Source organism: Dactylosporangium sp. NPDC050688 (genome assembly GCF_040654515.1).
GTDB lineage: Bacteria > Actinomycetota > Actinomycetes > Mycobacteriales > Micromonosporaceae > Dactylosporangium.
The window spans coordinates 12,547-34,433 of sequence record NZ_JBFAIC010000076.1 but is presented as its reverse complement, the minus strand read 5'-3'; the positions used below and the strand labels follow the sequence as shown (position 1 = coordinate 34,433).

The following is a 21,887-nucleotide window of genomic DNA, read 5'->3' as shown; positions in this document are numbered from 1 at the left end:
CGCATCGCGGGCAGCTCGACGAGGTGGTGCACGGCCATCGCCGCCAGGACGCTGATCGAGAACACCGAGACCGTGGTCAGCGCGGCGACCAGCGGATGGGCGTGATGCGGCAGCAGCCCGAGCCGCTCGTAGCTCAGGTACGTCAGGTAGTGCACCAGGTAGAACGCGAATGACAGCTCGCCGAGGTACCGCAGCAGCGGCCGGGACCAGACGGTCGGCACGCCGGCGAGGTCGGCCCGGGCGGCCGCGGCGACGACGAGCGCGACCGGCACCAGGGTCAGGGCGTGCTGGTCGAGCGGGTAGGGCGCCTTCACCGCGGCGGCGGCGCCGAGCCCCACCAGGACGAACGACCAGCGCAGGCCGGGTCCGCGCCACGCGCCGGCGCGCACCAGCAGCGCGAGCACGATGCCGAGGGTGAACTCGGCCATGCGGACCGGCGGGAACATGTACCCCAGCCACAGGGCGAGCGGCCGTTCGGCGGTGGTCAGCAGCGCGCCCGTCGCGACGACGGCCCCGGTCAGGGCGGCGGCGACGGCCCACAGCCCGCGCGGGCGCAGCCGGCGCAGCGCCCGCAGCAGCAGCGGGAAGCACAGGTAGAAGAACGCCTCGCAGGACAGCGACCAGCTGACCGGGTTGAGGGCGCCGAACACCGTCGCCTGCGGAAACCAGGTCTGCGTGAGGGTGAGGTGGGCGGCGAGCTGGACGGGGCCGGCGCCGCCGACGACGAGCAGCGCGGCGAGCGTGGTGACCAGCGTCGCCGGGTAGATCCTGCTGAACCGCCGCCACCAGAACGCCTGGGCCGGCTCGGGTCCGGCGGGCTGCCGCGACGACCAGGTCAGGACGAAGCCGGACAGCACGAAGAAGAACGACACGCCCATCGCGCCGCCGTTGACCAGCAGGGCCCACAGCACGGCCCGGACCGGTCGCGGCGCGACCAGATCCGGGTCGTAGAACAGCTCCAGGGTGTGCTGGCCGAACACGACGAGCGCCGCCGCCCAGCGCAGGCCGGTGAGGGCCGGCAGCCGGCTGTCGCGGTTCACGTCTGATGTCTAGTCACTCCTGCGGTGCGGCACACGCCGCCCGGGGAAGATTTCACCCCGATGTGACCAGTTTTGACGGTACGGATCCGTGCAGTCACCTGTTGTCGCGACGCTCACCGCCACGATCACCGCCACGGCTGTCGCGCATGCCCATCAGGCGCATCGTCATCAGGCCCAGCGCGATGATGATCACGCCGATGATGATGTTGTTCGCGATGGCGCCGCCGCTCGGGTGCGCACCGAGGATCACCCACGGCGCCACGAACGCCCACACGCCGATGACCACCGGCACCCACGTCAGGCCGTGTGTACGGCCGTACGCGGCGGTGAAGCCGGCGGCGAGTGCGACGACGACCGCCCCGCAGATGAAGTTGTTGACCGCGAGGTCGCCCTCGAAGGTGGCGAACCCCAAGATCCACGGCGACAGGGCGAGGTACAACCCGGCAAGCATCAGCCCGCCATCGGTGACGTGCGCGGTCGGCGTCTCCGCCGCGCGGTCGTAGCGGGCTCGCAGCTCGAGGATGTCCGGGTGCTGGTCGAGGTCCGCGATCGGACGGGTCATGACGATCCCCTTTCCTTCGTCGGAGAAGGATCTCCTAACCCGTATGACGGAGAACTAACACAAAACGGGTGGGCGCGGCGGCGGCGCTGCAGACGCCGTCCGCCGCACCCTGGTTCGCGATGGGAGCCGCGAAAAGGGTGGGCATCACCTCCAGGTGGATCGATAGCCGTCGCGACCATAGGTCAAATCCGGGGCGCTTGTCCCGGGAGCGCTCCCATGCCAGAATCAGCGCCACCTCGCGTCTGGGAGCCGACGGGGCACACGCAGCGACTGGCTTGAGCACCAACGCCGTCGCGCTGTCGCGTGCCCGTTCCCCGCCCAGAAACTTTCACGAGGAGCACCCCACACCATGACCACCCGGAAACAACGCTGGCTGCGAACCGCGGCCGTCGGCCTCCTGGCCGCCGGCTCGCTGTACGCCCTGCCAGCCGGGATCGCACACGCCGCCACCGGCTGTTCGGTCGTCTATTCAGTCCGCAGCCAATGGTCGACCGGTTTCACCGGCGACCTGCTGGTGACGAACCTCGGTGACCCGCTGACGACCTGGAACGTCAGCTGGACCTTCGCCGGCAACCAGCAGCTGCAGCAGAGCTGGAACGGTGACTTCACCCAGACCGGCAACCAGGTCACGATCCGCAACGCGCCGTGGAACGGCAGCCTGCCGAGCAACGGGACCGTCAACCCGGGCTTCAACGCCGGCTACAGCGGCACGAACGTCAACCCGACCAGCTTCTCCCTCAACGGGGTCGCCTGCACCGGGCCGAACCTGCCGCCGTCGGTCGCCATCACCGCCCCGGCCGCCAACACCCGCTACACGGCGCCGGCGTCGATCCCGATCACCGCCACCGCCTCGGACCCCGACGCCGGTGACTCGATCGCCAAGGTCGAGTTCTACCATGACGGCCTGCTGCTGGGCACCGACACGACCGCCCCGTACAACTACACCTGGACGGGCGTGCCGAGCCAGACCGCCGGCTACCAGCTGCAGGCCAAGGCCTACGACAGCAAGGGCGCGGTGAGCACCTCCACGGCGGTGCCGGTGTTCGTCGACCCGTTCGTCGGGCCGTCGATCGTGGCCACGCCGTCGCCGCTGACGGTGCCGGAGGGCGGCTCGACCGCACTGTCGGTCAAGCTCAACCAGGCACCCACCGCGAACGTGACGGTGGCGGTCGCCCGCACCGGCGACACCGACATCACGGCGAGCCCGACGTCGCTCACCTTCACCTCCGCGAACTGGAACGTGGCGCAGACCGTCACCGTCGCCGCCGCCCAGGACACGGACACCACCAACGGCACCGCCACGATCAACCTGACCGCCAGCGGCTGGGCCTCGGCGGCGGTGCCGGCGAACGAGAGCGATGACGACGTCGCCGGCGGCGTCTACGTGCAGCGCTTCCTCGAGCAGTACCAGAAGCTGCACAGCAGCGGGTACTTCTCCCCGGAGGGCGTGCCCTACCACTCGATCGAGACGCTCGTGGTCGAGGCCCCGGACTGGGGTCATGAGACGACGTCGGAGGCGTTCAGCTTCTGGCTGTGGCTGGAGGCGCAGTACGGCCGCGTGAAGCAGGACTGGGCCCCGTTCAACAAGGCCTGGGACACGATGGAGAAGTACATCATCCCGACCCACGCGAACCAGGTGACCGGTGGCTACAACGCCAACGACCCGGCCGACTACGCGCCTGAGGCCGCGCAGCCCAGCCTGTACCCGCAGCAGGGCGGCCACCTCGACTCGTCGGTGAAGGTGGGTGTCGACCCGCTGTACCAGGAGCTGACCTCCACCTACGGCAACACCGACGTGTACGGCATGCACTGGCTGCTCGACGTCGACAACACGTACGGCTTCAGCTCGTGCACCCCGCAGGCCGGCTCGACGGTGTCGTACATCAACACCTACCAGCGCGGTCCGCAGGAGTCGGTGTGGGAGACCGTCGCCCAGCCGTCCTGCGAGGACTTCCGCTTCGGTGCCAAGGCCAACGGCGGCTTCCTGCCGCTGTTCATCGACGGCACCCCGGCCAAGCAGTGGCGCTACACCAACGCCCCCGACGCCGACGCGCGCGCCATCCAGGCCGCGTACTGGGCCAACCGGTGGGCGACCGAGCAGGGTAAGGCCGCCGACGTGGCGGCCGTCGTGGCGAAGGCCGCGAAGATGGGTGACTACCTGCGCTACGCGATGTACGACAAGTACTTCAAGAAGCCGGGCTGCACCTCCACCGCCTGCGCCGCCGGCACCGGCAAGGACTCCGCGGCGTACCTGCTGAACTGGTACTACGCGTGGGGCGGCGACGCGGGCGGCCAGTGGTCGTGGCGCATCGGCTCCAGCCACAACCACTCGGGCTACCAGAACCCGTTCGCGGCCTACATCCTGTCCAACGTCAACGGCTTCGCGCCGCGCTCCCCCACGGCGAAGGGCGACTGGCAGACCAGCCTCGGCCGGCAGCTCGAGTTCTACCAGTGGCTGCAGTCCGCCGAGGGCGCGTTCGCCGGTGGTGCGACGAACAGCTACGGCGGCAACTACTCGGCGCCGCCGGCCGGCACGCCGACCTTCTACGGCATGTTCTACGACGAGAAGCCGGTCTACCACGACCCGCCGTCCAACCAGTGGTTCGGCTTCCAGGCGTGGTCGGTGGAGCGGGTCGCGGAGTACTACTACGCGACCGGTGACGCCAAGGCCAAGAGCATGCTGGACAAGTGGGTCTCCTGGGCCATCGCGAACACGACGTTCACCTCGAACGGCGACTTCAAGATCCCGGACACCCTGCAGTGGAGCGGCGCTCCGGCCACCTGGAACCCGTCCAGCCCGGCCGCCAACACCAACCTGCACGTCACGGTCGTCAGCACCGGCACCGACGTCGGCATCGCCGCCGCCTACGCCCGCCTACTGACGTACTACGGCGCGAAGGCCGACAACGCGGCGGCGAAGACCACGGCGAAGAAGCTGCTCGACGGCATCTGGCTGCACACCGACAGCAAGGGCGTCGGCATCCCGGAGACCCGCAACGACTACAACCGCTTCGACGACATCTGGTCCTCGTCCAACCAGCAGGGGCTGTACATCCCCTCCACGTACAACGGCGTCATGCCCAACGGTGACGTGATCGCCGCCGGCAAGTCCTTCCTGGACATCCGTTCCTTCTACAAGAACGACCCGAACTGGCCGGCCGTGCAGGCCTACCTGGACGGGACCGGCCCCGCGCCGACGTTCACCTTCCACCGGTTCTGGGCGCAGTCCGACATCGCCATGGCGATGGCCGACTACGGCCTGCTGATCGGCGGTTGATCAGGTAAGTGAGTGGTAGCGGCCGCCGCCTGACGGCGGCGGCCGCTACGCCAACGTCTCGGCCGCGGCCTCGGCGCGGGCCTCGGCGCCTGCGTAGTGCAGCTTGCGGGCGACCCGCAGCGCCTCCTCGGCCTCCGCCAGGTCGCCCGTGGCCAGCGCGTGGACCCGGCGCAGGTCGGGCTCGGCGAACCCGGTCTGCCCCGGCAGGCCGCCGTCGAGGGCCTTCGTGGCGATCGCCGCCGCCTCCGCCGTCTGCCCCAGCGCCAGGCACGCGTCGGCGTGCAGCGCCTCGAGGCGGCCGAACCGGCGCATCGCCTCGCCCAGGTGCGTGCGGCCCCGCACGATGCGGGCCAGCCCGCCCTCGTCGCCGGCGCGGACCTCGGCCCAGCCGAGCAGGATCGCCGACATCGCCCGGTACTCCAGATGCCCGCCGCGCTCCGCCAGCTGCAGCGTGGCCCGGGCCGCCGCCGCGGTCGCCGCCGCGTCGTACCGGTCGGCGGCCACCGACGCGGCGTAGTGGCTGACGTACATCTCCAGGAACGGCTCACCGACCCTCACGGCCCGCTCCCGGGCGGCCCGCAGGTGCCGGGCGGCCGTGTCGTGGTCGCCGAGCATGCCGCACACCATCGCCGCGGGCGCCTGCGCGCCGAGGACCGGATCCCAGTTCGCGATCGGGAACACCGGCAGGTCACCGCCGGGCAGCGCGGCCAGGGCGGTGTCGAAGCACTCACGGGCCTTGAGCAGGTCCAGCACCGCGAGCGCGGCCGCGCCCTCGTGCACCTCCGCCACGATCGACGCCCACGGGTCGGTGCTGCCGTGCTCGCTCGCCGAGCGGGCCATCGCGACCGCCCGCGCCACGTCACCGGACGCGGTGTGGAACGACGCGTACCCCCACAGCGCGGGCAGGATGTCCAGCACCGGCCGGCCGCGCAGCCGGACCAGCAGCGGCTCCATCGCCGCGTACTGGGCGGCCACGAACGGCGCCAGGTAGCCGTCGGTCGCCTGGTGCATGTACGCCAGCCGGATCCGCAGGTCCAGCTCCGCGACGTCGCGCCGCTCGCCCGCCGGCGCGCGGTGCAGCACGCCGACCGCCTCCTCCAGCAGCGCCGAGGCATGCTCGTGGGCCGTCTGCTCGTACGCCTCACCGGCCGCCCCGACCAGCGCCGGCACCACGTCGAACGGCGACAGCACCGGCAGCGCGGCCCGCAGGTGGGCGGCCAGCTCCGGCACCGTGGCCAGCCCCGTGTCCCGCAGCGCCTGCGCCGCCCTGGCGTGCAACCTGGCCCGGCGCAGCGGCCCCTGGTCCAGGTACGCGGTCTGCCGTACCAGGTCGTGGGAGAAGCGCAGCAGCCCCGGGTCGTCGGTCGCGGTCAGGATCCCGCTGACCACGGCGGTGTCGAGCGTGTCGAACAGCGCCAGCTCGTCGATCTGCACGACCTCGCGCAGCACCGGCACCGACACGTCCCGCCCCAGCACCGACGCGACCGCAATGACCGCGTTGACCTGGCCGGGCAGCTTCGCCAGCCGGCGGCGCACCACCTCCTGCACCCGCACCGGCACATGCTCGGGGGCCAGGGTGTGTTCGGCGACCAGGACGCGCAGCAGCTCCACCACGAAGAACGGGTTGCCGCCGGTGCGGTCCAGCAGCATCGCCACCGTCTGCTCCGGCACGTCGGCGCCGGTCACGTCGCGGGCCAGGGCGGCCACCCCGTCGGCGCCGAGACCCTGCAGCGGCAGCCGCACCGCCGACGGGTCGGCCAGCAGCTCGCCGAGCGCGCCGGCCAGCGGCGCGTCCGGGGCCAGCTCGGCCTCCCGGTACCCGACGGCGAGCAGCACCCGGCTGCGCCGCACCGCCTTCGCGAACATGGTCAGCAGCACCGTGGACGGCGCGTCCAGCCAGTGCGCGTCGTCCACGACGAGCACCAGCGGCCGCTGCGTCGCGAGCCGGGACAGCCCGTCCACGATCCCCTGGTACAGCCGTGACCTGGCCAGCTCCGGGTCGGCGATCCGCTCGGCGGCCGGCAGCGGCAGCGCCTCGGCCAGCGTCGGGTCCAGCACGGCGGGCAGGTTGCCGTACGGCGCGAACGCCCCCGCGAGGGCCTCCGCCGCGTCGGGGGTGGCGGCGATGGCCCGCAGGATCTGCGCCCACGGCAGGAACACCGGCGGCGCCTCCCCGTCGACGCCGGTGCCGGTGCCCACCAGGCTGTTCCTGGCGGCGGCCCGCGCGGCGAGCTCGGTGAGCAGGGCGGACTTGCCGATGCCGGGGCTGCCGGAGACGAGCAGCAACCGCCCGCGGCCGGTGGCGGTGGCCTGCAGGAGTTCGTCGACGGTGCGCAGCTCCCGGTCCCGGCCGACGAGGCCGCTGTCCTCGTGGTCCTGGACCGGGCCGGTGGAGAATGCGCCGGAGTTGGTCTCCGCGCTGCCCGTTCCGCTGCTCGTGCCGCCCTGCCCGCCGCCGGGTCCGCCCTGCCCGCTTGGTCCGCCCGCCCAACCGCCCGGCCCGCCACTCGCGCCGCCGGGTCCGCCCGCCCGGCTGCCCGGCCCGCCGCCTGCTGCTGCGCTTCCCCCTTGTCCCGCCACTCCTTCGCCGGACATTTCCGAAATGTCGGTAACGGTGGAGCGAATCGCTGCGTCCTGCGGTGTCGCCGTTGCCGCCGGGCCGTGGCCCGGCGTCTGGCTTACTGCCGGCGGCGCGGTCAGGTGCGGGGCCTGGCGCAGGATGTCCTGCTCCAGCTGCTGCAGTGCCGGGCCGGGCTCGATGCCGAGCTCGTCGACGAGGCCCGCGCGGGCACGGCCGTACGCGGCGAGCGCCTCCGCCTGCCGGCCCGACCGGTACAGGGCGAGCATCAGCTGCCCCCACAGCCGCTCCCGGTACGGGGCCTCGGCGAGCGCGCTCTCGCTCAGGTACGCGACCTCGGCGGCCCGGCCGAGGCGCAGGAGGGCCTCGGAGCGCTCCTCCATGGCGATCAGCCGCAGCTCCTGCAGGCGCCCCCGCTCGGCGCGGGCCAGCGGCGAGTCACCCAGCTCGGGCAGCGGGTCGGCGCGCCACAGCTGCAGCGCGTCGGTGAGCACCCGCAGCGCCTCGGCCGGGTCGGTGCCGGCGCGCGCCTGCTCGACCGCGGCGGCGAACCGGGCGGCGTCGACCGCGTCGGCCGGCACCATCAGCTGGTACCCGGGCGCGCGGCTGACGAGCACGGTGGACCGGTCGCGGGCCGTCCGGCCGGGCTCGAGGGCGCGGCGGAGGCGGGAGACGTACGCCTGCAGGGAGGCGATCGCCCGCTCCGGCGGCTCGTCCGCCCACAGCTCGTCGATCAGCCGCTGCACCGACACGGTCCGGCCGGGCTGCATCGTCAGCATCGCCAGCACGGCGCGCTGCTTCGGGGTGCCGGTGTCGACCGGGCCGCCCTCCCCGACGACTTCGAGCGGGCCCAGGATCCGAATCTGCAGGATGCGAAACTCCCGGAACTCCACTTCGGCCGCGAAGCGTGCTACAACTCCACGGCGTATGAACCGTCGCCGAACGGTCCGAAGCCCGCCTTCTGCAGCAGCTCCTCGCCGTGCGCCAGAGGCGCCGCGACGAGCCTACGTGCAGGACCGGCCCGCAGTGCGTCCACCAACGAGATCAGCACCTGAACGGCGAGGTCGGTGCGTCCGCCCGGCGCGACGATTCCGACCAGTCGGACGATGGTTTCCCCCGGTCGGACGGCAGCGAGCGCGGCCGCCGGCTGCTCGTCCCCGTCGGCCGGGTCGATGAGCTCCCACCACTCCAGTCCGTCGAACAGGAACTCGTCGACGACGGACACCCCGAGCGCGTGCCGGGTCACGGCGCGCCGCCCGGCCGGCACCCGCCGCACCAGCCGAATGTCTTCTCCCACGACTCCAGCAAACCCGCCCCGACTTGCAAACGACTTGCCGTGCCGCTCGGTCCACCGGCCACCGGTCCGGCCGCGCACGCGCTTCCCGCTTGGTAGCGTCGCGGGCGTGACGCGTGACGAGCTGGTCGCACACTGCCTGGGCAAGCCCGGGGCGTGGCAGGACACGCCGTGGGAGGGCGACGTCGTCGTGAAGGTGGGCCCGAAGATCTTCGCGTTCCTGGGTGGGGGCGGGCAGCAGCCGTCGGTCGGGGTGAAGTGCGCGCCGACGCGGGAGGCCGCCGACGAGTGGATCGCGCGGTTCCCCGGCGACGCGGCGGTGATGCCGTACATCGGCCGGTCGGGGTGGAACACGCTGCGGGTGGGCGGGGCGATCCCCGACGAGGAGATCCTCGAGGCGGTGGACGAGTCGTACCGCTGGGTCGTGTCCAAGCTGCCCAAGAAGGACCGCCCCCGGTAGGCGCGTCCGGGGCGGGGGCGGCCGGCTGAGCGGCGGCCAATCGGCGCTTTCGGGGCGCCGGGCCGGGTCCGGGCGATACCGTGGGACGGGCCTGGGGGCGACGCGGCGGGGGAAGACGCGTGCCGAAACCGATCGCCACACTGCGCCGCCAGTTCGTCTGGCTCGCCGCCGTGCTGCTGTCCGTCGCCGCGGCCCGGGTGCTGGCCGGGCACTACGTCGCCGGTGTGTACGACGCCCACCTGCACCGCATCGCGGAGACCGAGCGCGCCAACCAGCGGATCCTGCAGGACCTCACCGACATCGAGACCGGGGTGCGCGGGTACCAGCTGACCGGCGACCCCACGTTCCTGGAGCCGTTCCGCGCCGGCGCGTCCGACTACCCCGCCGCCCGCGACGCGGCGCTGCGCGCGGCACCCGACGACCGCACCAGGGTCCTCGTCCGCGACCAGGACCAGGCCGCGCAGCGATGGCTGGCGCAGGTCGCGCTGCCAATCAGTGCCCTGCCGGCGGGGCGCCCGGGCGTCGGGACGGACCGCAGCGCCCGCGGCAAGCTGCTGTTCGACGAGATCCGGGCGGCGAACGCCGCTGTGGCCGCCGCCGTCGCGGAGTCACAGGCGGCGGCGACCGCGTCCCACCGCACCGCGGGCACCGTGCTGGAGACGGCCCTCGCCGTGCTCACGCTGCTGTCGGTGCTGGTGGCGGTGCGGGTGTACCGGTCCGCGGCCCGGCTGCTGACCGCGGCCGCAACCGGGCCGATCGCCGGCGCCCGCCCCGAGACCGGCGCCCGGCCGCCCGGGGCTGATCCGGCCGCAATCATCGCCGACGGCCCGGACCCGGCCGCCGAAGCCCATCCCCGGCAGCTGCTGCGCGTCTCGGCCACCCCGTCCGTGGACGGCGGCGTCCGCCTGACCGTGACCGCCCGCGGCGACGGCGTCCCGTCGTCGCCCGGCGGCCTCGACCTTGCCCTCTGCCGCCGCGTCGTGTCCCGCCACGGCGGCACGATCATCACCTCCGGCGCCGCCGTCCACATCGAGCTGCCCGCGTCGTGCGTCGCGCAACCGGTCGGTTCATGATTCCGCCCTGGTACGCCCGCTCCCCAGCACCTCGAACGCCACCACACACCCGACCGCGGCTCGCACCACGGCCCCGAGCCAGCCCGCGGCGGCGCCCCACCCCACCGGCACCGCGGCGAGCACGAGCAGCACGGCGACGATCCCGACCGTCGTCTCGGCCCGGTGCCGCAACACCTCGAACCCGACGCCGGTTGCCGCGGCCGCCGCCGTGACCAGCGCCCCGGCGGCCGCCAGCCAGAGCAGCGCCGCACCCGCGTACCCGATCCGCCGCTTCACCGTCGTCGTCATGAACGGTAACTCGATCTAGATAGAGTTACCGTGGGAAGAGACGGTCAGGAACGCACGGCGGCCCTCGCGGTGGTCGGCGTGTCGGCGGCGAACGCGGACTTGGCGAACTGGACGCACTCGTCGTAGGTGTGGGCGGCCAGTGCCTCGCGGACCGCCGGGATGCTGCGGGCCGCCATCGACAGGCTGCTGATGCCCAGGCCGACCAGCACGAGGGCGAAGTCCGGGTCCGCGGCCGCTTCGCCGCAGACGCCGACCGGCTTGCCGGCCTCGCGGCCCGCCGCGGCGCACGCGGCGATCAGCGAGATGAGGGCGGGCTGCCACGGGTCCAGCAGCTCGGCGAGGTCGCCGCACATGCGGTCGGCGGCGAAGGTGTACTGGCTGAGGTCGTTGGTGCCGATGCTGAGGAAGTCGACATCGCGCAGGACGGTGCCGGCGCGCAGGGCGGCGGCGGGGACCTCGATCATGACGCCGGCGGTGCGCAGGCCGTGCTCATGGCAGGCGGCGGCGAAGGCGGCGGCCTCGGCGGCGGTGGCCACCATCGGGGCCATGACCCAGACGTCGGCCTCGGTGGTGGCGGCGGCCGCGGCGATCGCGGACAGCTGGGTCTCCAGGACCGACGGCATGGCGCGGGCGACGCGCAGGCCGCGGATGCCGAGGGCGGGGTTCGGCTCGTCGGCCAGCCGCAGGAACGGCAGCGGCTTGTCGGCGCCGGCGTCGAGGGTGCGCACGACGACCTTGCGGGCGGGCAGGGCGGCGAAGACCTGCTGGTAGGCGGTCACCTGCTCCTCGAACGACGGTGGCTCGGTGCGGTCGAGGTACAGCAGCTCGGTGCGGAACAGGCCGACGCCCTCGACCGGATCCCCGGCGGGCAGGTCGCGGGCGGAGCCGATGTTGGCCAGGAGGGCCACCGGGTGGCCGTCGGCGGTGGCCCCGGGGCCGGAGGACGCGGCCCGGCGCTCCAGCAGCGCCCGCTGCGCCTCGTTGACCGCTTGCGCCGACTGCTCCGACAGGCCGACCGCGACGGCGCCGGACGAGCCGTTCAGGCTCACCCGTACACCATCCGGAATCTCCAGCACGGCACCGCAGCGCACCACGGCGGGGATGCCGAGGGTACGGGCCAGGATGGCGGTGTGGCTGGTGGGCCCGCCCTCGGCGGTGATCAGGCCCAGGACGACGGCGGGGTCGAGGCCGGCGGTGTCGGCCGGGGCGAGGTCCCGGGCGACCAGGATGAACGGGTGGCCGGGTGACGGCACCCCGGGCATCGGCAGGCCCAGGCACGCCGCGACCAGCCGGTCGCGCAGGTCGTCGAGATCGCTGACCCGCTCGGCGAGGTATCCCCCGGCGGCCTCGAACGCCGCGCGGTGCTCGGCGAGGGCGGCGGTGATCGCGTGCGGCGCGTCGGCGCCGCCGTCGATCGCGATGTCGACGGCCTCCAGGAGCATCTCGTCGGCGGCCATGAGGACCTGGGCGCGCAGGACCTCGGCGGCGGTGGCGTCCGCGGCGGCGTCGGCGCGGCGGGTCAGCTCGGCGGCGACGGTGGTGACCGCGGCGCGGGCGCGGGCCCGCTCCGCGGCGATGTCGATGACCGGCGGTGCCGGCGGGAGCGGGGGCGGCGGGGCCAGCCGGTACACCGGCCCCGCGGCCCGACCGGGGCTGACCCCGATCCCCTGCAGCTCGGTGTCAGCCATCTTCGGCGTCCAGGTCCCGCTCCAGAAGCGCGGCGAGGGTGTCGACGGCGTCCTGGGCGCCGTCGCCGTCGGCTTCGAGGGTCACCTCGGTGCCCTTCTTCGCGCCGAGCGACAGCACGGAGAGCATGCTGCGGGCCGGCACGGGCTTCTTCTCGCCGGTACGGATGGTGACCTGCACCGGCTGTTTGGCGGCCGCCGCGACGAACAGCGCGGCGGGGCGCGCGTGCAGGCCGCTGGCGGAGCCGACGGCGACGGTCCGGGTGGGCATCAACGACCTCCTACGGTTCGATGGTGACCTTGATCGCCTCGCCGCGGGCCACGATGCCGAAGGCGTCGCGGACGTCGGCGAGGGGCAGGCGGTGGGTGATGAGGTCGGCGACGGGGACGGCGCCGGAGGCGATCAGCTGCAGCGCCTCCTTGTTGTGGGCGGGGCTGGAGCCGTTCGCGCCGACGATGGTGAGCTCGCGGTAGTGCACGACATTGGAGTCGACGGACACGACCGGCTTGTCCTTCGGCAGGCCGCCGAAGAAGCTGATTCTGCCCTGCCGGGCGGTCATCTGCAGCGCCTGCTCCTGCGCCGCGCCGGACGCGGCGGCGGTGATGACGACGTCGGCGCCGCGGCCCTCGGTGAGCTTCATGACGGCGTCGACCACGTCGGTCTCCGCGCCGCAGATCGCGGCGTCGGGGTTGACCAGGCCGGCGGCGAGGTCGAGGCGCTCCCGGTTGAGGTCGACAAGGAAGACCCGGGCGGCGCCGCGGGCCCGGGCGAGCCGCACGTGCAGGCAGCCGATCGGCCCGGAGCCGACCACGACCACGTCGTCGCCGTCGCCGACGCGGGCGAGGTTCTGGCCATTGAGGACGCAGGCGAGGGGTTCGGCGACGGACGCCTCGGCGTAGCTGACGCCGTCGGGGATGCGGTTGAGGCCGTCGACGTCCAGCACGTTGTGCGGCACGACCATGTACTCGGCGAAGCCGCCGTCGAAGTGGTACCCCATCGACACCTGGTTGGGGCAGACGGTCATCCGGCCGCGGGTGCACTCGCCGCAGCGCCCGCACGGGATCGCGGCGATCACCTGGACCCGGTCCCCCGCGGCCCAGCCGGTCACGTCGGCGCCGACCTCGACGATCTCGCCGGCGATCTCGTGGCCCATGACCCGGGGCGGCACGATGTGGTGGTGGCCATGGTTGAAGATCTTCACGTCGGTGCCGCAGGTGGAGCAGGCCCGGACGCGGATCTTCACGTCGGCGGGGCCCGGCGCCGGCTCCGGGGCGTCCTCGACGCGGACGTCGCCGGGGGCGTGGAACGTCAGTACTTTCACGTCTTCTCCAGGATGAGCAGGTCCAGCACGTCGGCGGGGTCGGTGGCGGCTCGCAGCCGCGCCGCCTGGTCGGGGTCCAGCAGGATCTCCGCGAGGGAGGCGAGGATGTCGACATGGCCGTCCCCGGCGGCGGCGATGGCGACGCAGACGCGCACGTCGAAGCCGTCCCAGTCGACGCCGTCGGGGAAGCGCAGCACCGCGAGGGCGTCGCGGCGCACGGACTCCTTGCTGTTGAGCGTGCCGTGCGGGATGGCGACGCCCTCCCCGACGTAGGTGGAGACGCTCTGCTCGCGGGCGAGCATCGCCTCCACGTACGCCGGGGCGACGGCGCCGACCTCGACGAGCACCTCGCCGCAGCGGCGGATCGCCTCGTCCCGCGATCCGGCCCGCTCGTGGAGCCGGATCGCGTCGCCGGTCAGCAGGTCAGCCACTGAGCTCACCGCCGCGCTGGACGGCGTTGACCACCTTCGTCACCGCGGGGTCGCCGATGAACACCTGGATGGGCACGATCACCTTGTCGGGGGCGCTGACCCGGGCCCGGGCGGCGAGGCCCTGGTGGCAGATGACCACGTCCGCGTCGGACGGGATCTGGTTCACCGGGGTGTGCTCGACGGTGACGGCGCTCTTCGACAGCTGCCGCCGCAGGGTGCTGGCGAGCATGACGCTGCTGCCCATGCCGGCGTCGCACGCGACGACGACCTTCTTGATCTCGGTGCCGTTGATGGTGGGCATGAGCGCTCAGACCTCCTGGCGGGCCGGGGTGTGTGCGGTGTCGTTCTCAGCGGCGTCCCCGTCGGCGTCCTCGGTGGCCGGCGGCTCGCCGCGGCCGAAACCCATCAGCACCGAGGCGACGGCGAAGGTGACCGCCGCGGAGATGGCGATGCCGAGCAGCACGACGAAGTAGCCGCCCTTCGGGGTGACCGCCATGTAGGCGAAGATGCTGCCGGGGGCCGGGGTGGCGACGAGCCCGGCGCCGGTGATCATGAAGGTGCCGACGCCGGCCGCGCCACCCGCGATCATGGCGAGGATCAGCTTGGGCTTCATCAGCACGTACGGGAAGTAGATCTCGTGGATGCCGCCGAGGAACTGCACGATGATCGCGGCCGGGACGCTGGGGCGCAGCGTGCGGGGGCCGAAGAGCATGAACGCGAGCAGCAGGCCGAGGCCCGGGCCGGGGTTCGACTCGATCATGAACAGGATGGACTTGCCCTTTTCGGCGGCCTCGGCGACGCCGAGCGGGCCGAGCACGCCGTGGTTGATGGCGTTGTTGAGGAACAGCACCTTCGCCGGCTCGACCAGCACCGAGGTCAGCGGCAGCAGGTCCTTGTCGACGAGCCAGTCGACGCCGGAGCCGGCGCGCTTGGTGAGCCACTCGACGACCGGGCCGATGCCGTAGACGCCGCCGATCGCCATGGCGCCGCCGATGATGCCGGCGCTGAAGTTGTCGACCAGCATCTCGAAGCCGGGACGGATCCGGTTCTCCACGAGCCCGTCGAAGAGCTTGAGGATGTACGCGGTGAGCGGGCCGATGAGCATGGCGCCGAGGAACATCGGCACGTCGGCGCCGATGACGAGGCCCATGGTGGCGACGGCGCCGACGACCGCGCCGCGCTGGCCGTGCACGAGCCGGCCGCCGGTGTACCCGATGAGCACCGGCAGCAGCACGGTGATCATCGGGCCGACCAGGCCGGCGAGCTTCTCGTTGGGCAGCCAGCCGGTCGGGATGAACAGGGCGGTGATCAGCCCCCAGGCGATGAAGGCGCCGATGTTGGGCATGACCATGGCGGCCAGGTAGCCGCCCACGCGTTGCACGGAGGCCTTGAGGCCACCGCCTTGGACCTGCGGGGTGTAGGTCGACACGGGGTTCTCCTTCAGGAGGGCGGGCCGGATCGCAGCAGGGGGCGGAGCTGGTCCGGTTGGGGGTGGATGGCGACGTTGTGACGGATCAGGTCGGCGGGGCCGGGCATGCGGCTGCCGGGCAGGCTGACCGCGGCGGCGCCCCAGGCGAGGCCCTCGGCGAGCGCGGCCGCGCCGCGGGCACCGGCGGCGAGGAACCCGGCGAGCAGGGCGTCGCCGGCGCCGACGGTGCTACGGGGGCGGACCACCGGGCAGGTGCCGGTGATGACCCCGTCGGCGTCGACGAGGACCGCGCCGTCGGCGCCGAGGCTCGCCACGACCGTGCCGGCGCCCCACGAGCGCAGCTGCTGGCAGGCGTCGACGACGTCGCCGAGGGCCGCGAGGGGCGCGCCGACGACCTCGGCGAGCTCGTCCCGGTTGGGTTTGAGCAGGTTCGCCCCGGCCAGCGCGGCCTCGCGCAGGGCGGGGCCGCTGGTGTCCACGGCGACCCGGATGCCGGCGGCGCGCAGGCGGTGGCAGAGCTGCGCGTACGCGTCGTCGGGCAGTCCCGGCGGGACGCTGCCGCACAGCACGACCCAGTGGGCGCTGCCGGCGCGGGTCAGGACCCGGTCGGTGATCTCGTCGAACTCGGCGCGGTACATGGCCGGGCCGGGCTCGTTGACCTTGGTGACGGTGCCGTCGGGCTCGGCGAGGGTGATGTTGGAGCGGGTCCGGCCGGTGATCGGGACCGCGAGGACCTCGACCCCTTCGGCCTTGAGCAGGCGGACGAGCTGCCCGCCCTCGTCGCCGCCGCAGGGCAGGACCGCCACCGACGGCACGCCGTTGGCCAGCAGCGCCCGGGAGACGTTGACGCCCTTGCCGCCGGGGTCGAGGTGGGCGGCGGTGGCCCGGATGACCTCGCCGCGGGTGAGCGCGTCGACCTCGACGGCCCGGTCGAGGCTCGGGTTGAGCGTGACGGTGACGATCATGCGCAGGTCACCTCCACGCCCGCAGCGCGGTGTGCCGGACGGGCTGCCGGGCGGGTCATGCCCGGGTCACCCGCACGCCGGCGGCCTCCAGGTCGCCGACCAGGTCGCTGTCGGCGACCTGGTCGGTGATGAACAGGTCCAGGTCGGCGAGCTCGCCGAAGCGGGCCAGGTAGTCGTTGCCGAGCTTGGTGTGGTCGGCGAGCAGGACCGTGCGCCGGGCGGCGCGGATCATCGCCCGCTTGACCGCGGCCTCGGCCGGGTCGGGGGTGGTCAGGCCGCGCTCGACGGAGATGCCGTTGGTGCCGACGAACGCCACGTCGACGTACAGGTCGGCCAGGGGGCGCAGCGACCAGTCGTCGACGGTGGCGAGGGTCTTGCCGCGGACCCGGCCGCCGAGCAGCAGCACGTTGAGGTTGGGGCGGATTCCGAGGGTGGTGGCGATGACCGGCGAGTTGACCACGACGGTCAGCTCCCGGTCGGCGGGCAGGAGCTGCGCCAGGCGGGCGGTGGTGGTGCCGGCGTCGAGGATGATCGCGCCCTCGTCGGGCACCTCGGCGAGCGCGACCTTGGCGATGCGCTCCTTCTCCTCGATGAGGACCGCGTCGCGGGCCGCCAGGGCGGGCTCGAAACCGATCCGTTCGACCGGGATCGCCCCGCCGTGCACCCGGCGCAGGACCCCGGCCCGCTCCAGCATGGTGAGGTCCCGGCGGATGGTCTCCGACGTGACGTTGAGCTCGTCGGCCAGGCCGGCGACCTCGACCCGGCCCTGCGCGCGGGCGATTCGGAGGATCTCCTGCTGCCGTTCTTCGGCGTACATCGTGTTGTTTCACCGCCGTTTCGTTTTGCTTGTGCTTTGTTTACGCCCGTTTCTGTTGGAAGTCAAGAGTGGACCGGTGATGAACCAGATGACCAGCACCAACGTGACCTGACCGGCGCCGGCCTCCAGCGCGAGCGTGCGTGCCGGGTCCCCGATCCACCAGATCCCGGCGCCGAGCAGCGCGCAGGTGATCGCCCAGGCCAGCGCCGCCAGCCGGAACAGCCGCCACTCGTGGGCCCGTTTGTCTGCGGGCTTCTGTGGTTTCGGGCCACCGGCGAAGCGGTGCGCGAACCGCACGTCGGCCCAGCGCACCATGGACGGCCCGAACGCGAGCGAGAACCCCAGGTACAGCGCGGCGAGGGCGTGCCGCGCCCCGGCCGTGGCGCCACCGGCGAGGTCGACCGCGCAGGCGACCAGCAGCACCAGGTCGACCACGGGCACCGCGGCCAGCACCACCGCCCCGGCCCGCGGGCGGCGCAGCGGGTACCGCAGCAGCAGCCCCGCAGCCAGCACGACCCAGAACGCGATCTCACAACCGATGATGAACCCGATGACCATGCCCAGAGCCTCGCAGCCGGCCCGGGCGGCCGCGTCGGCCGTGGCGACGGCCCGCGGGTACATCCTTCGTCGCATACCGCCCGCCGCGTCCGGGATGGTGGAATCGGCGGCATGAAAGGACGCGCCGTCGACCTCGCCCTCGCCGGGGCCGGGCTCGGCCTCGGGCTGCTCATGCTCGTCACCGGGCAGTACCAGGCCAGGGCCGGCGTCGGCTGGCTGGTGCCGCCGCTCGTGGTGTGCTGCGCGGCGCTGCTGCTGCGCCGCACCGCGCCCGTGGCCTCGGTGCTGATCGGCACCGCCGCCGTCACCGCCGACGTGGTGGTCGGCCCGTCGCTGGCCACCCCGCTGGTCTACACGCAGGTCCTCTACGACGCCTGCGTGCACGGCCGCCAGTCCCTGGCCCGGACGCTGCTGGCCTGCTCGGTCGTCGGTTCGGTGGTGACCGCGGTCGTGGCCCTGGTCGTCTACCGCGACGTGCAGGCGCTCGGCCTGGCCGTCCTGCTCGCGCTGGTCACCGTCGTGCCGGTGCTCACCGGCACGCACGTGCGCCACCACCGGGAGCAGGCGCAGGTCGCGCGGCAGCTGGCCCGCCTCGCCGAGCTCGACCGGGCCAACGCCGTCGCCGGTGAGCGCGCCCGGATGGCCCGCGAGCTGCACGACGTCATCGCCAACCACCTCAGCGCCGTGGCCATCCACGCCACCGCCGCGCTGAGCGCCGACCTCGGCCCCGACCGCACCCGCGACGCGTTGCAGGTCATCCGGGAGAACAGCGTGCGCGGCCTCGCCGAGATGCGCCAGCTCGTCGGGTTCCTGCGCGACCCCGCGGGCGGGTCGGCCGCCGAGGACGTCACCGCCGGGCTGGCCGACCTCGAGGACCTCGCGGGCCGCGCCCGGCGCTCCGGTCTTGCCGTGGCGGTGTCGGTACGCGGTGAGCCCGCCGACCTGCCGACGTCAGTGGACCTGGCCGCCTACCGCATCGTGCAGGAGTCGCTGACCAACGCCCTCAAGCACGGTGACGGCGGCCCGGTCACGGTGTCGGTCGCGTACCAGCCGGCGACGGTGGACATCAGCGTCGCCTCCCCGCTCGCCGGCAGGCCACCTCGGGCCGACGGGGCCGGCGCCGGCGTGATCGGCATGCGGGAGCGGGCCGAGCTGCTCGGCGGCTCACTCGACGCCGGGCCGCGCGACGGCGACTGGCTGGTCTCCGCGCGGCTGCCCCGGGAGGTGCGGGCATGACGATCAGGGTGCTGGTCGCCGACGATCAGGGCGCGGTCCGCGCCGGGCTGGTGCTCATCCTCGGCGCCGCACCCGACATGGACGTGGTCGGCGAGGCCGCGGACGGGGTGCAGGCCGTCGAGCTGGCCCGCGAGCTGCGCCCCGACGTCGTCGTGCTGGACGTGCGGATGCCCCGCCTCGACGGCATCGCCGCCACCCGCGAGCTGGTCGCGCTCGGCGCGCCGGGCGTGCTGATCCTGACCACGTTCGACCTCGACGAGTACGTCTTCGGCGCGCTGCGCGCCGGCGCCGCCGGGTTCCTGCTCAAGGACGCCGAGGCCGCCGACCTGCTCGCCGCGGTGCGCGCGGTGGCCCGCGGCGACGGCGTCATGGCGCCCGCGGTGACCCGGCGGGTCATCGCCACCTTCGCCGGCCCGCCCGCCCCGCCGGTCGACCTGGAAGGGCTCACCGACCGCGAGCGCGACGTGCTGCGCTGCCTCGGCGACGGGCTGTCCAACGCCGAGATCGCCGCCCGCCTCGGCATCGCCGAGGCCACCACGAAGACGCACGTGAGCCGGGTCCTGGCCAAGCTCGGCCTGCGCAGCCGGGTCCAGGCCGCCATCGCCGCCCAGGGCCTCACCGGAGGCTGAGCCCCTGGGGCCCCGGGCGGCAGCCGGTCAGTGCGCCGTCAGCGGCGCCGACGACGGGGTGATCGGGGCCGGGAGCCGGCCGCCGCCGCCCAGGTACTGGTGGACCGCCGCGGCCGCGGAGCGGCCCTCGGCGATCGCCCAGACGATGAGCGACGGGCCGCGGCGGGCGTCGCCGGCCACGAAGACGCCCGGGGCGGAGGTCTGCCAGTCCGCGTCGGTGTCCAGGGTGCCGCGCCGGTTGCGGGTCAGCTCGGCCTGCTCCAGGTGCGGGCCGGGCTGGGTGCCGGCGAAGCCGATCGCCAGCAGGGCCAGGTCCGCCGGGATCTCCCGGACCGTGCCCTCGACCTCGGTCAGCGTGAAGCCGGGGCCGAGCACGACGTCGACCAGCTCGACGGCGCGCAGCCGTCCCTGCTCGTCGCCGATGAACCGGCGGATCGCGCAGCCGTAGTTGCGCTCGCCGCCCTCCTCGTGGGCGGAGCCGCTGCGCAGCATGATCGGCCAGGTCGGCCACGGGTTGCGGCCGGCGTCGCGCTGCGGCGGTGGCAGCGGGGCGACCTCGACGAGCTGCACGCTGACCGCGCCCTGCCGGTGCGCGGTGCCGAGGCAGTCCGCGGCCGTGTCACCGCCGCCGACGACGATGACGTGCCGCCCGGCCGCGGTGATCGGCGGGGCGTCCAGCGTGCCGGCGACGACCTTGTTGGCGCCTTCGAGGTACTCCATCGCCTGGTGGATGCCGCTGAGGTCGCGGCCGGGGGTGTCCGGCACGTCGCGGGGGTCCAGGGCGCCGCAGGCGAGCACGACGGCGTCGTGCTGCTCGCGCAGGTCGGCGAGCGAGACGTCCACGCCGACCTCGCAGTTGGTGACGAAGGTCACCCCCTCGGCCGACATCTGGTCGAGCCGCCGGTCGATGTGGTGCTTCTCGAACTTGAAGTCCGGGATGCCGTAGCGCAGCAGGCCGCCGGGGGCGTCGCTGCGTTCGTACACCGTGACCGCATGCCCGGCGCGGGCCAGCTGCTGCGCCGCGGCCAGGCCGGCCGGGCCGGAGCCGACGACGGCCACGCTGCGGCCCGACGGGGCCACCACCGGGAAGGGCGGCAGCGGCCCGTCGTCGGTGACGTGGTTGATGATCTCGACCTCGACCTGCTTGATCGTGACCGGGTCGTCGCCGATGCCCAGGACGCAGGCCGCCTCGCACGGCGCCGGGCAGAGCCGGCCGGTGACCTCGGGGAAGTTGTTGGTGGCGTGCAGCGCGTCGGCGGCGCGGCCCCAGTCCCCGGTGCGCACCAGGTCGTTCCAGTCCGGGATCAGGTTGCCCAGCGGGCAGCCGTTGTGGCAGTACGGCACGCCGCAGTTCATGCAGCGGCTGGCCTGCTCGTGGATCAGTTGCGCGTCGGCGCGCTGGTACACGTCGCGCCAGTCGGTGACCCGCTCGGGCACCGGCCGCAGCAGCGGCAGTTGACGACCGTACTTCAGAAAGCCAGTCGGGTCCGGCACAGCTGTCCCTCCACCGTTGCCTGGCGGTGCACACGGAAAAACTTCACGGTGGGACAGCGTTGGCCCGGTCTGACCGCACGGCCGTACACGGCCGCGGAAGGCACCTTAGCCGTTGCGCCCATACCCGCCACAAGGGGTCGGCTCTGCCCAATGCGCCACACCCTGGTATGGCCCGGCACCCGCACCGCTTGACATGTGACCGTTCGGTCACATAACTTCGGGTAGTGAATGACGACGACCGCGTCTTCAAGGCCCTGGCCGATCCGACCCGCCGGTTCCTGCTCGACCTGCTCTTCTCGCGTGACGGCCGCACGCTGACGGAGCTGGAGTCGGAGCTGGCGATGTCGCGCTTCGGAGTCATGAAGCACCTGAAGGTCCTCGAAGAGGCAGGACTGGTCGTGACCCGCCGGATGGGGCGGGAGAAATTGCACTTCCTCAACCCGATCCCGATCCGCCAGGTGCACGACCGGTGGATCGACAAGTACACCGAGCACCACGCCACGGCACTGCTGGAACTCAAGGCCGAACTCGAAGGGGACGAGCACGCATGAGCAGCACGGAGCGCAGCGGAGGGCTGCGAATCATGGGCACAGGGTGGAGCTCAGGCCGGCGCCGGAGCGCAGCGGAGGTGACGGCATGAGCAGCACGCAGCGCAGCGGAGGGCTGCGAATCATGGGCACAGGGTGGAGCTCAGGCCGGCGCCGGAGCGCAGCGGAGGTGACGGCATGAGCAGCACGCAGCGCAGCGGA

20 protein-coding genes and 1 pseudogene are annotated in these 21,887 nt (G+C 73.4%); 6 read left to right on the top strand and 15 right to left on the bottom strand.

Translation table 11 applies throughout. The features are described from left to right. Positions 1-50: 50 nt before the first annotated feature. Positions 51-1,040 (bottom strand): annotated as a pseudogene (locus tag AB0H83_RS43850) (acyltransferase); the annotation flags it as partial. Between the two features lie 94 nt (positions 1,041-1,134). Further along, on the bottom strand, positions 1,135-1,602 hold the full coding sequence (locus AB0H83_RS43845) for an SPW repeat protein (RefSeq protein ID WP_360107089.1): 468 nt from the start codon (positions 1,600-1,602) through the stop codon (positions 1,135-1,137). A gap of 349 nt (positions 1,603-1,951) precedes the next feature. Here AB0H83_RS43845 and AB0H83_RS43840 point away from each other — a divergent pair, with 349 nt between their 5' ends. Then, the gene (locus AB0H83_RS43840) at positions 1,952-4,879 is read left to right on the top strand and encodes a glycoside hydrolase family 48 protein (RefSeq protein WP_360107086.1); all 2,928 of its coding nucleotides are present in this window, start codon (positions 1,952-1,954) and stop codon (positions 4,877-4,879) included. Positions 4,880-4,924: 45 nt separating this feature from the next. On the opposite strand, the gene AB0H83_RS43835 is transcribed toward AB0H83_RS43840, so the two are convergent. Together AB0H83_RS43835 and AB0H83_RS43830 are read right to left on the bottom strand one after the other, a co-directional pair. After that, positions 4,925-8,350, bottom strand: a complete 3,426-nt coding sequence (locus tag AB0H83_RS43835; RefSeq protein WP_360107083.1) for a BTAD domain-containing putative transcriptional regulator — start codon at positions 8,348-8,350, stop codon at positions 4,925-4,927. A gap of 17 nt (positions 8,351-8,367) precedes the next feature. Beyond that, positions 8,368-8,754, bottom strand: coding sequence for a hypothetical protein (locus AB0H83_RS43830; RefSeq protein ID WP_360107080.1), 387 nt, complete (start codon positions 8,752-8,754; stop codon positions 8,368-8,370). 106 nt (positions 8,755-8,860) lie between these two features. Here AB0H83_RS43830 and AB0H83_RS43825 point away from each other — a divergent pair, with 106 nt between their 5' ends. Further along, entirely contained in the window at positions 8,861-9,211 is a 351-nt protein-coding gene (locus tag AB0H83_RS43825) for an MmcQ/YjbR family DNA-binding protein (RefSeq protein ID WP_360107077.1), read from the top strand. 119 nt (positions 9,212-9,330) lie between these two features. After that, positions 9,331-10,284, top strand: a complete 954-nt coding sequence (locus AB0H83_RS43820; protein WP_360107074.1) for a CHASE3 domain-containing protein — start codon at positions 9,331-9,333, stop codon at positions 10,282-10,284. On the opposite strand, the gene AB0H83_RS43815 is transcribed toward AB0H83_RS43820, so the two are convergent. The 10 genes from AB0H83_RS43815 to AB0H83_RS43770 are packed head-to-tail and all read right to left on the bottom strand — an operon-like array spanning position 10,279 to position 17,854. Continuing rightward, positions 10,279-10,572 carry a hypothetical protein gene (locus AB0H83_RS43815; RefSeq protein WP_360107071.1) on the bottom strand — a complete coding sequence of 98 codons (294 nt, stop codon included), beginning with the start codon at positions 10,570-10,572 and terminating at the stop codon, positions 10,279-10,281. The two genes, AB0H83_RS43820 and AB0H83_RS43815, sit on opposite strands and share 6 nt — an antisense overlap. 44 nt (positions 10,573-10,616) lie before the next feature. Continuing rightward, positions 10,617-12,260, bottom strand: a complete 1,644-nt coding sequence (gene ptsP / locus AB0H83_RS43810; RefSeq protein ID WP_360107068.1) for a phosphoenolpyruvate--protein phosphotransferase — start codon at positions 12,258-12,260, stop codon at positions 10,617-10,619. Continuing rightward, entirely contained in the window at positions 12,253-12,528 is a 276-nt protein-coding gene (locus AB0H83_RS43805; RefSeq protein WP_360107065.1) for an HPr family phosphocarrier protein, read from the bottom strand. Before AB0H83_RS43805 ends, ptsP begins: the two co-directional genes overlap by 8 nt. Before the next feature lie 10 nt (positions 12,529-12,538). Further along, positions 12,539-13,579 carry a zinc-dependent dehydrogenase gene (locus AB0H83_RS43800; protein WP_360107062.1) on the bottom strand — a complete coding sequence of 347 codons (1,041 nt, stop codon included), beginning with the start codon at positions 13,577-13,579 and terminating at the stop codon, positions 12,539-12,541. Then, a complete protein-coding gene (locus AB0H83_RS43795) occupies positions 13,576-14,010 on the bottom strand; it encodes a PTS sugar transporter subunit IIA (protein ID WP_360107059.1) in 435 nt (144 codons plus the stop codon). The genes AB0H83_RS43800 and AB0H83_RS43795 overlap by 4 nt, the downstream gene beginning before the upstream one ends. Then, positions 14,003-14,311 carry a PTS lactose transporter subunit IIB gene (locus AB0H83_RS43790; RefSeq protein ID WP_033364260.1) on the bottom strand — a complete coding sequence of 103 codons (309 nt, stop codon included), beginning with the start codon at positions 14,309-14,311 and terminating at the stop codon, positions 14,003-14,005. The genes AB0H83_RS43795 and AB0H83_RS43790 overlap by 8 nt, the downstream gene beginning before the upstream one ends. A 6-nt stretch (positions 14,312-14,317) precedes the next feature. Beyond that, positions 14,318-15,439 (bottom strand): PTS mannitol transporter subunit IICB, encoded by a 1,122-nt coding sequence (locus tag AB0H83_RS43785; RefSeq protein WP_360107055.1) that lies wholly within the window; start codon positions 15,437-15,439, stop codon positions 14,318-14,320. 11 nt (positions 15,440-15,450) lie between these two features. Beyond that, positions 15,451-16,404, bottom strand: coding sequence for a 1-phosphofructokinase (gene pfkB / locus AB0H83_RS43780; RefSeq protein WP_360107052.1), 954 nt, complete (start codon positions 16,402-16,404; stop codon positions 15,451-15,453). A gap of 55 nt (positions 16,405-16,459) precedes the next feature. Further along, positions 16,460-17,221 (bottom strand): DeoR/GlpR family DNA-binding transcription regulator, encoded by a 762-nt coding sequence (locus AB0H83_RS43775; protein ID WP_360107049.1) that lies wholly within the window; start codon positions 17,219-17,221, stop codon positions 16,460-16,462. Between the two features lie 9 nt (positions 17,222-17,230). Next, positions 17,231-17,854: a hypothetical protein gene (locus tag AB0H83_RS43770; RefSeq protein WP_360107046.1), complete on the bottom strand. Its 624-nt coding sequence runs from the start codon at positions 17,852-17,854 to the stop codon at positions 17,231-17,233. 36 nt (positions 17,855-17,890) lie between these two features. Between AB0H83_RS43770 and AB0H83_RS43765 the strand changes: the two genes are divergently transcribed. Beyond that, positions 17,891-19,015, top strand: a complete 1,125-nt coding sequence (locus tag AB0H83_RS43765) for a histidine kinase (protein ID WP_360107043.1) — start codon at positions 17,891-17,893, stop codon at positions 19,013-19,015. Next, positions 19,012-19,644, top strand: coding sequence for a response regulator transcription factor (locus tag AB0H83_RS43760; RefSeq protein ID WP_360107040.1), 633 nt, complete (start codon positions 19,012-19,014; stop codon positions 19,642-19,644). Before AB0H83_RS43765 ends, AB0H83_RS43760 begins: the two co-directional genes overlap by 4 nt. Positions 19,645-19,671: 27 nt before the next feature. Here the strand turns inward: AB0H83_RS43760 and AB0H83_RS43755 are convergent, their stop codons facing one another. After that, positions 19,672-21,138 (bottom strand): glutamate synthase subunit beta, encoded by a 1,467-nt coding sequence (locus tag AB0H83_RS43755; protein ID WP_360107037.1) that lies wholly within the window; start codon positions 21,136-21,138, stop codon positions 19,672-19,674. Between the two features lie 224 nt (positions 21,139-21,362). Between AB0H83_RS43755 and AB0H83_RS43750 the strand changes: the two genes are divergently transcribed. Beyond that, on the top strand, positions 21,363-21,689 hold the full coding sequence (locus tag AB0H83_RS43750; RefSeq protein ID WP_360107034.1) for a metalloregulator ArsR/SmtB family transcription factor: 327 nt from the start codon (positions 21,363-21,365) through the stop codon (positions 21,687-21,689). Positions 21,690-21,887: the final 198 nt, after the last annotated feature.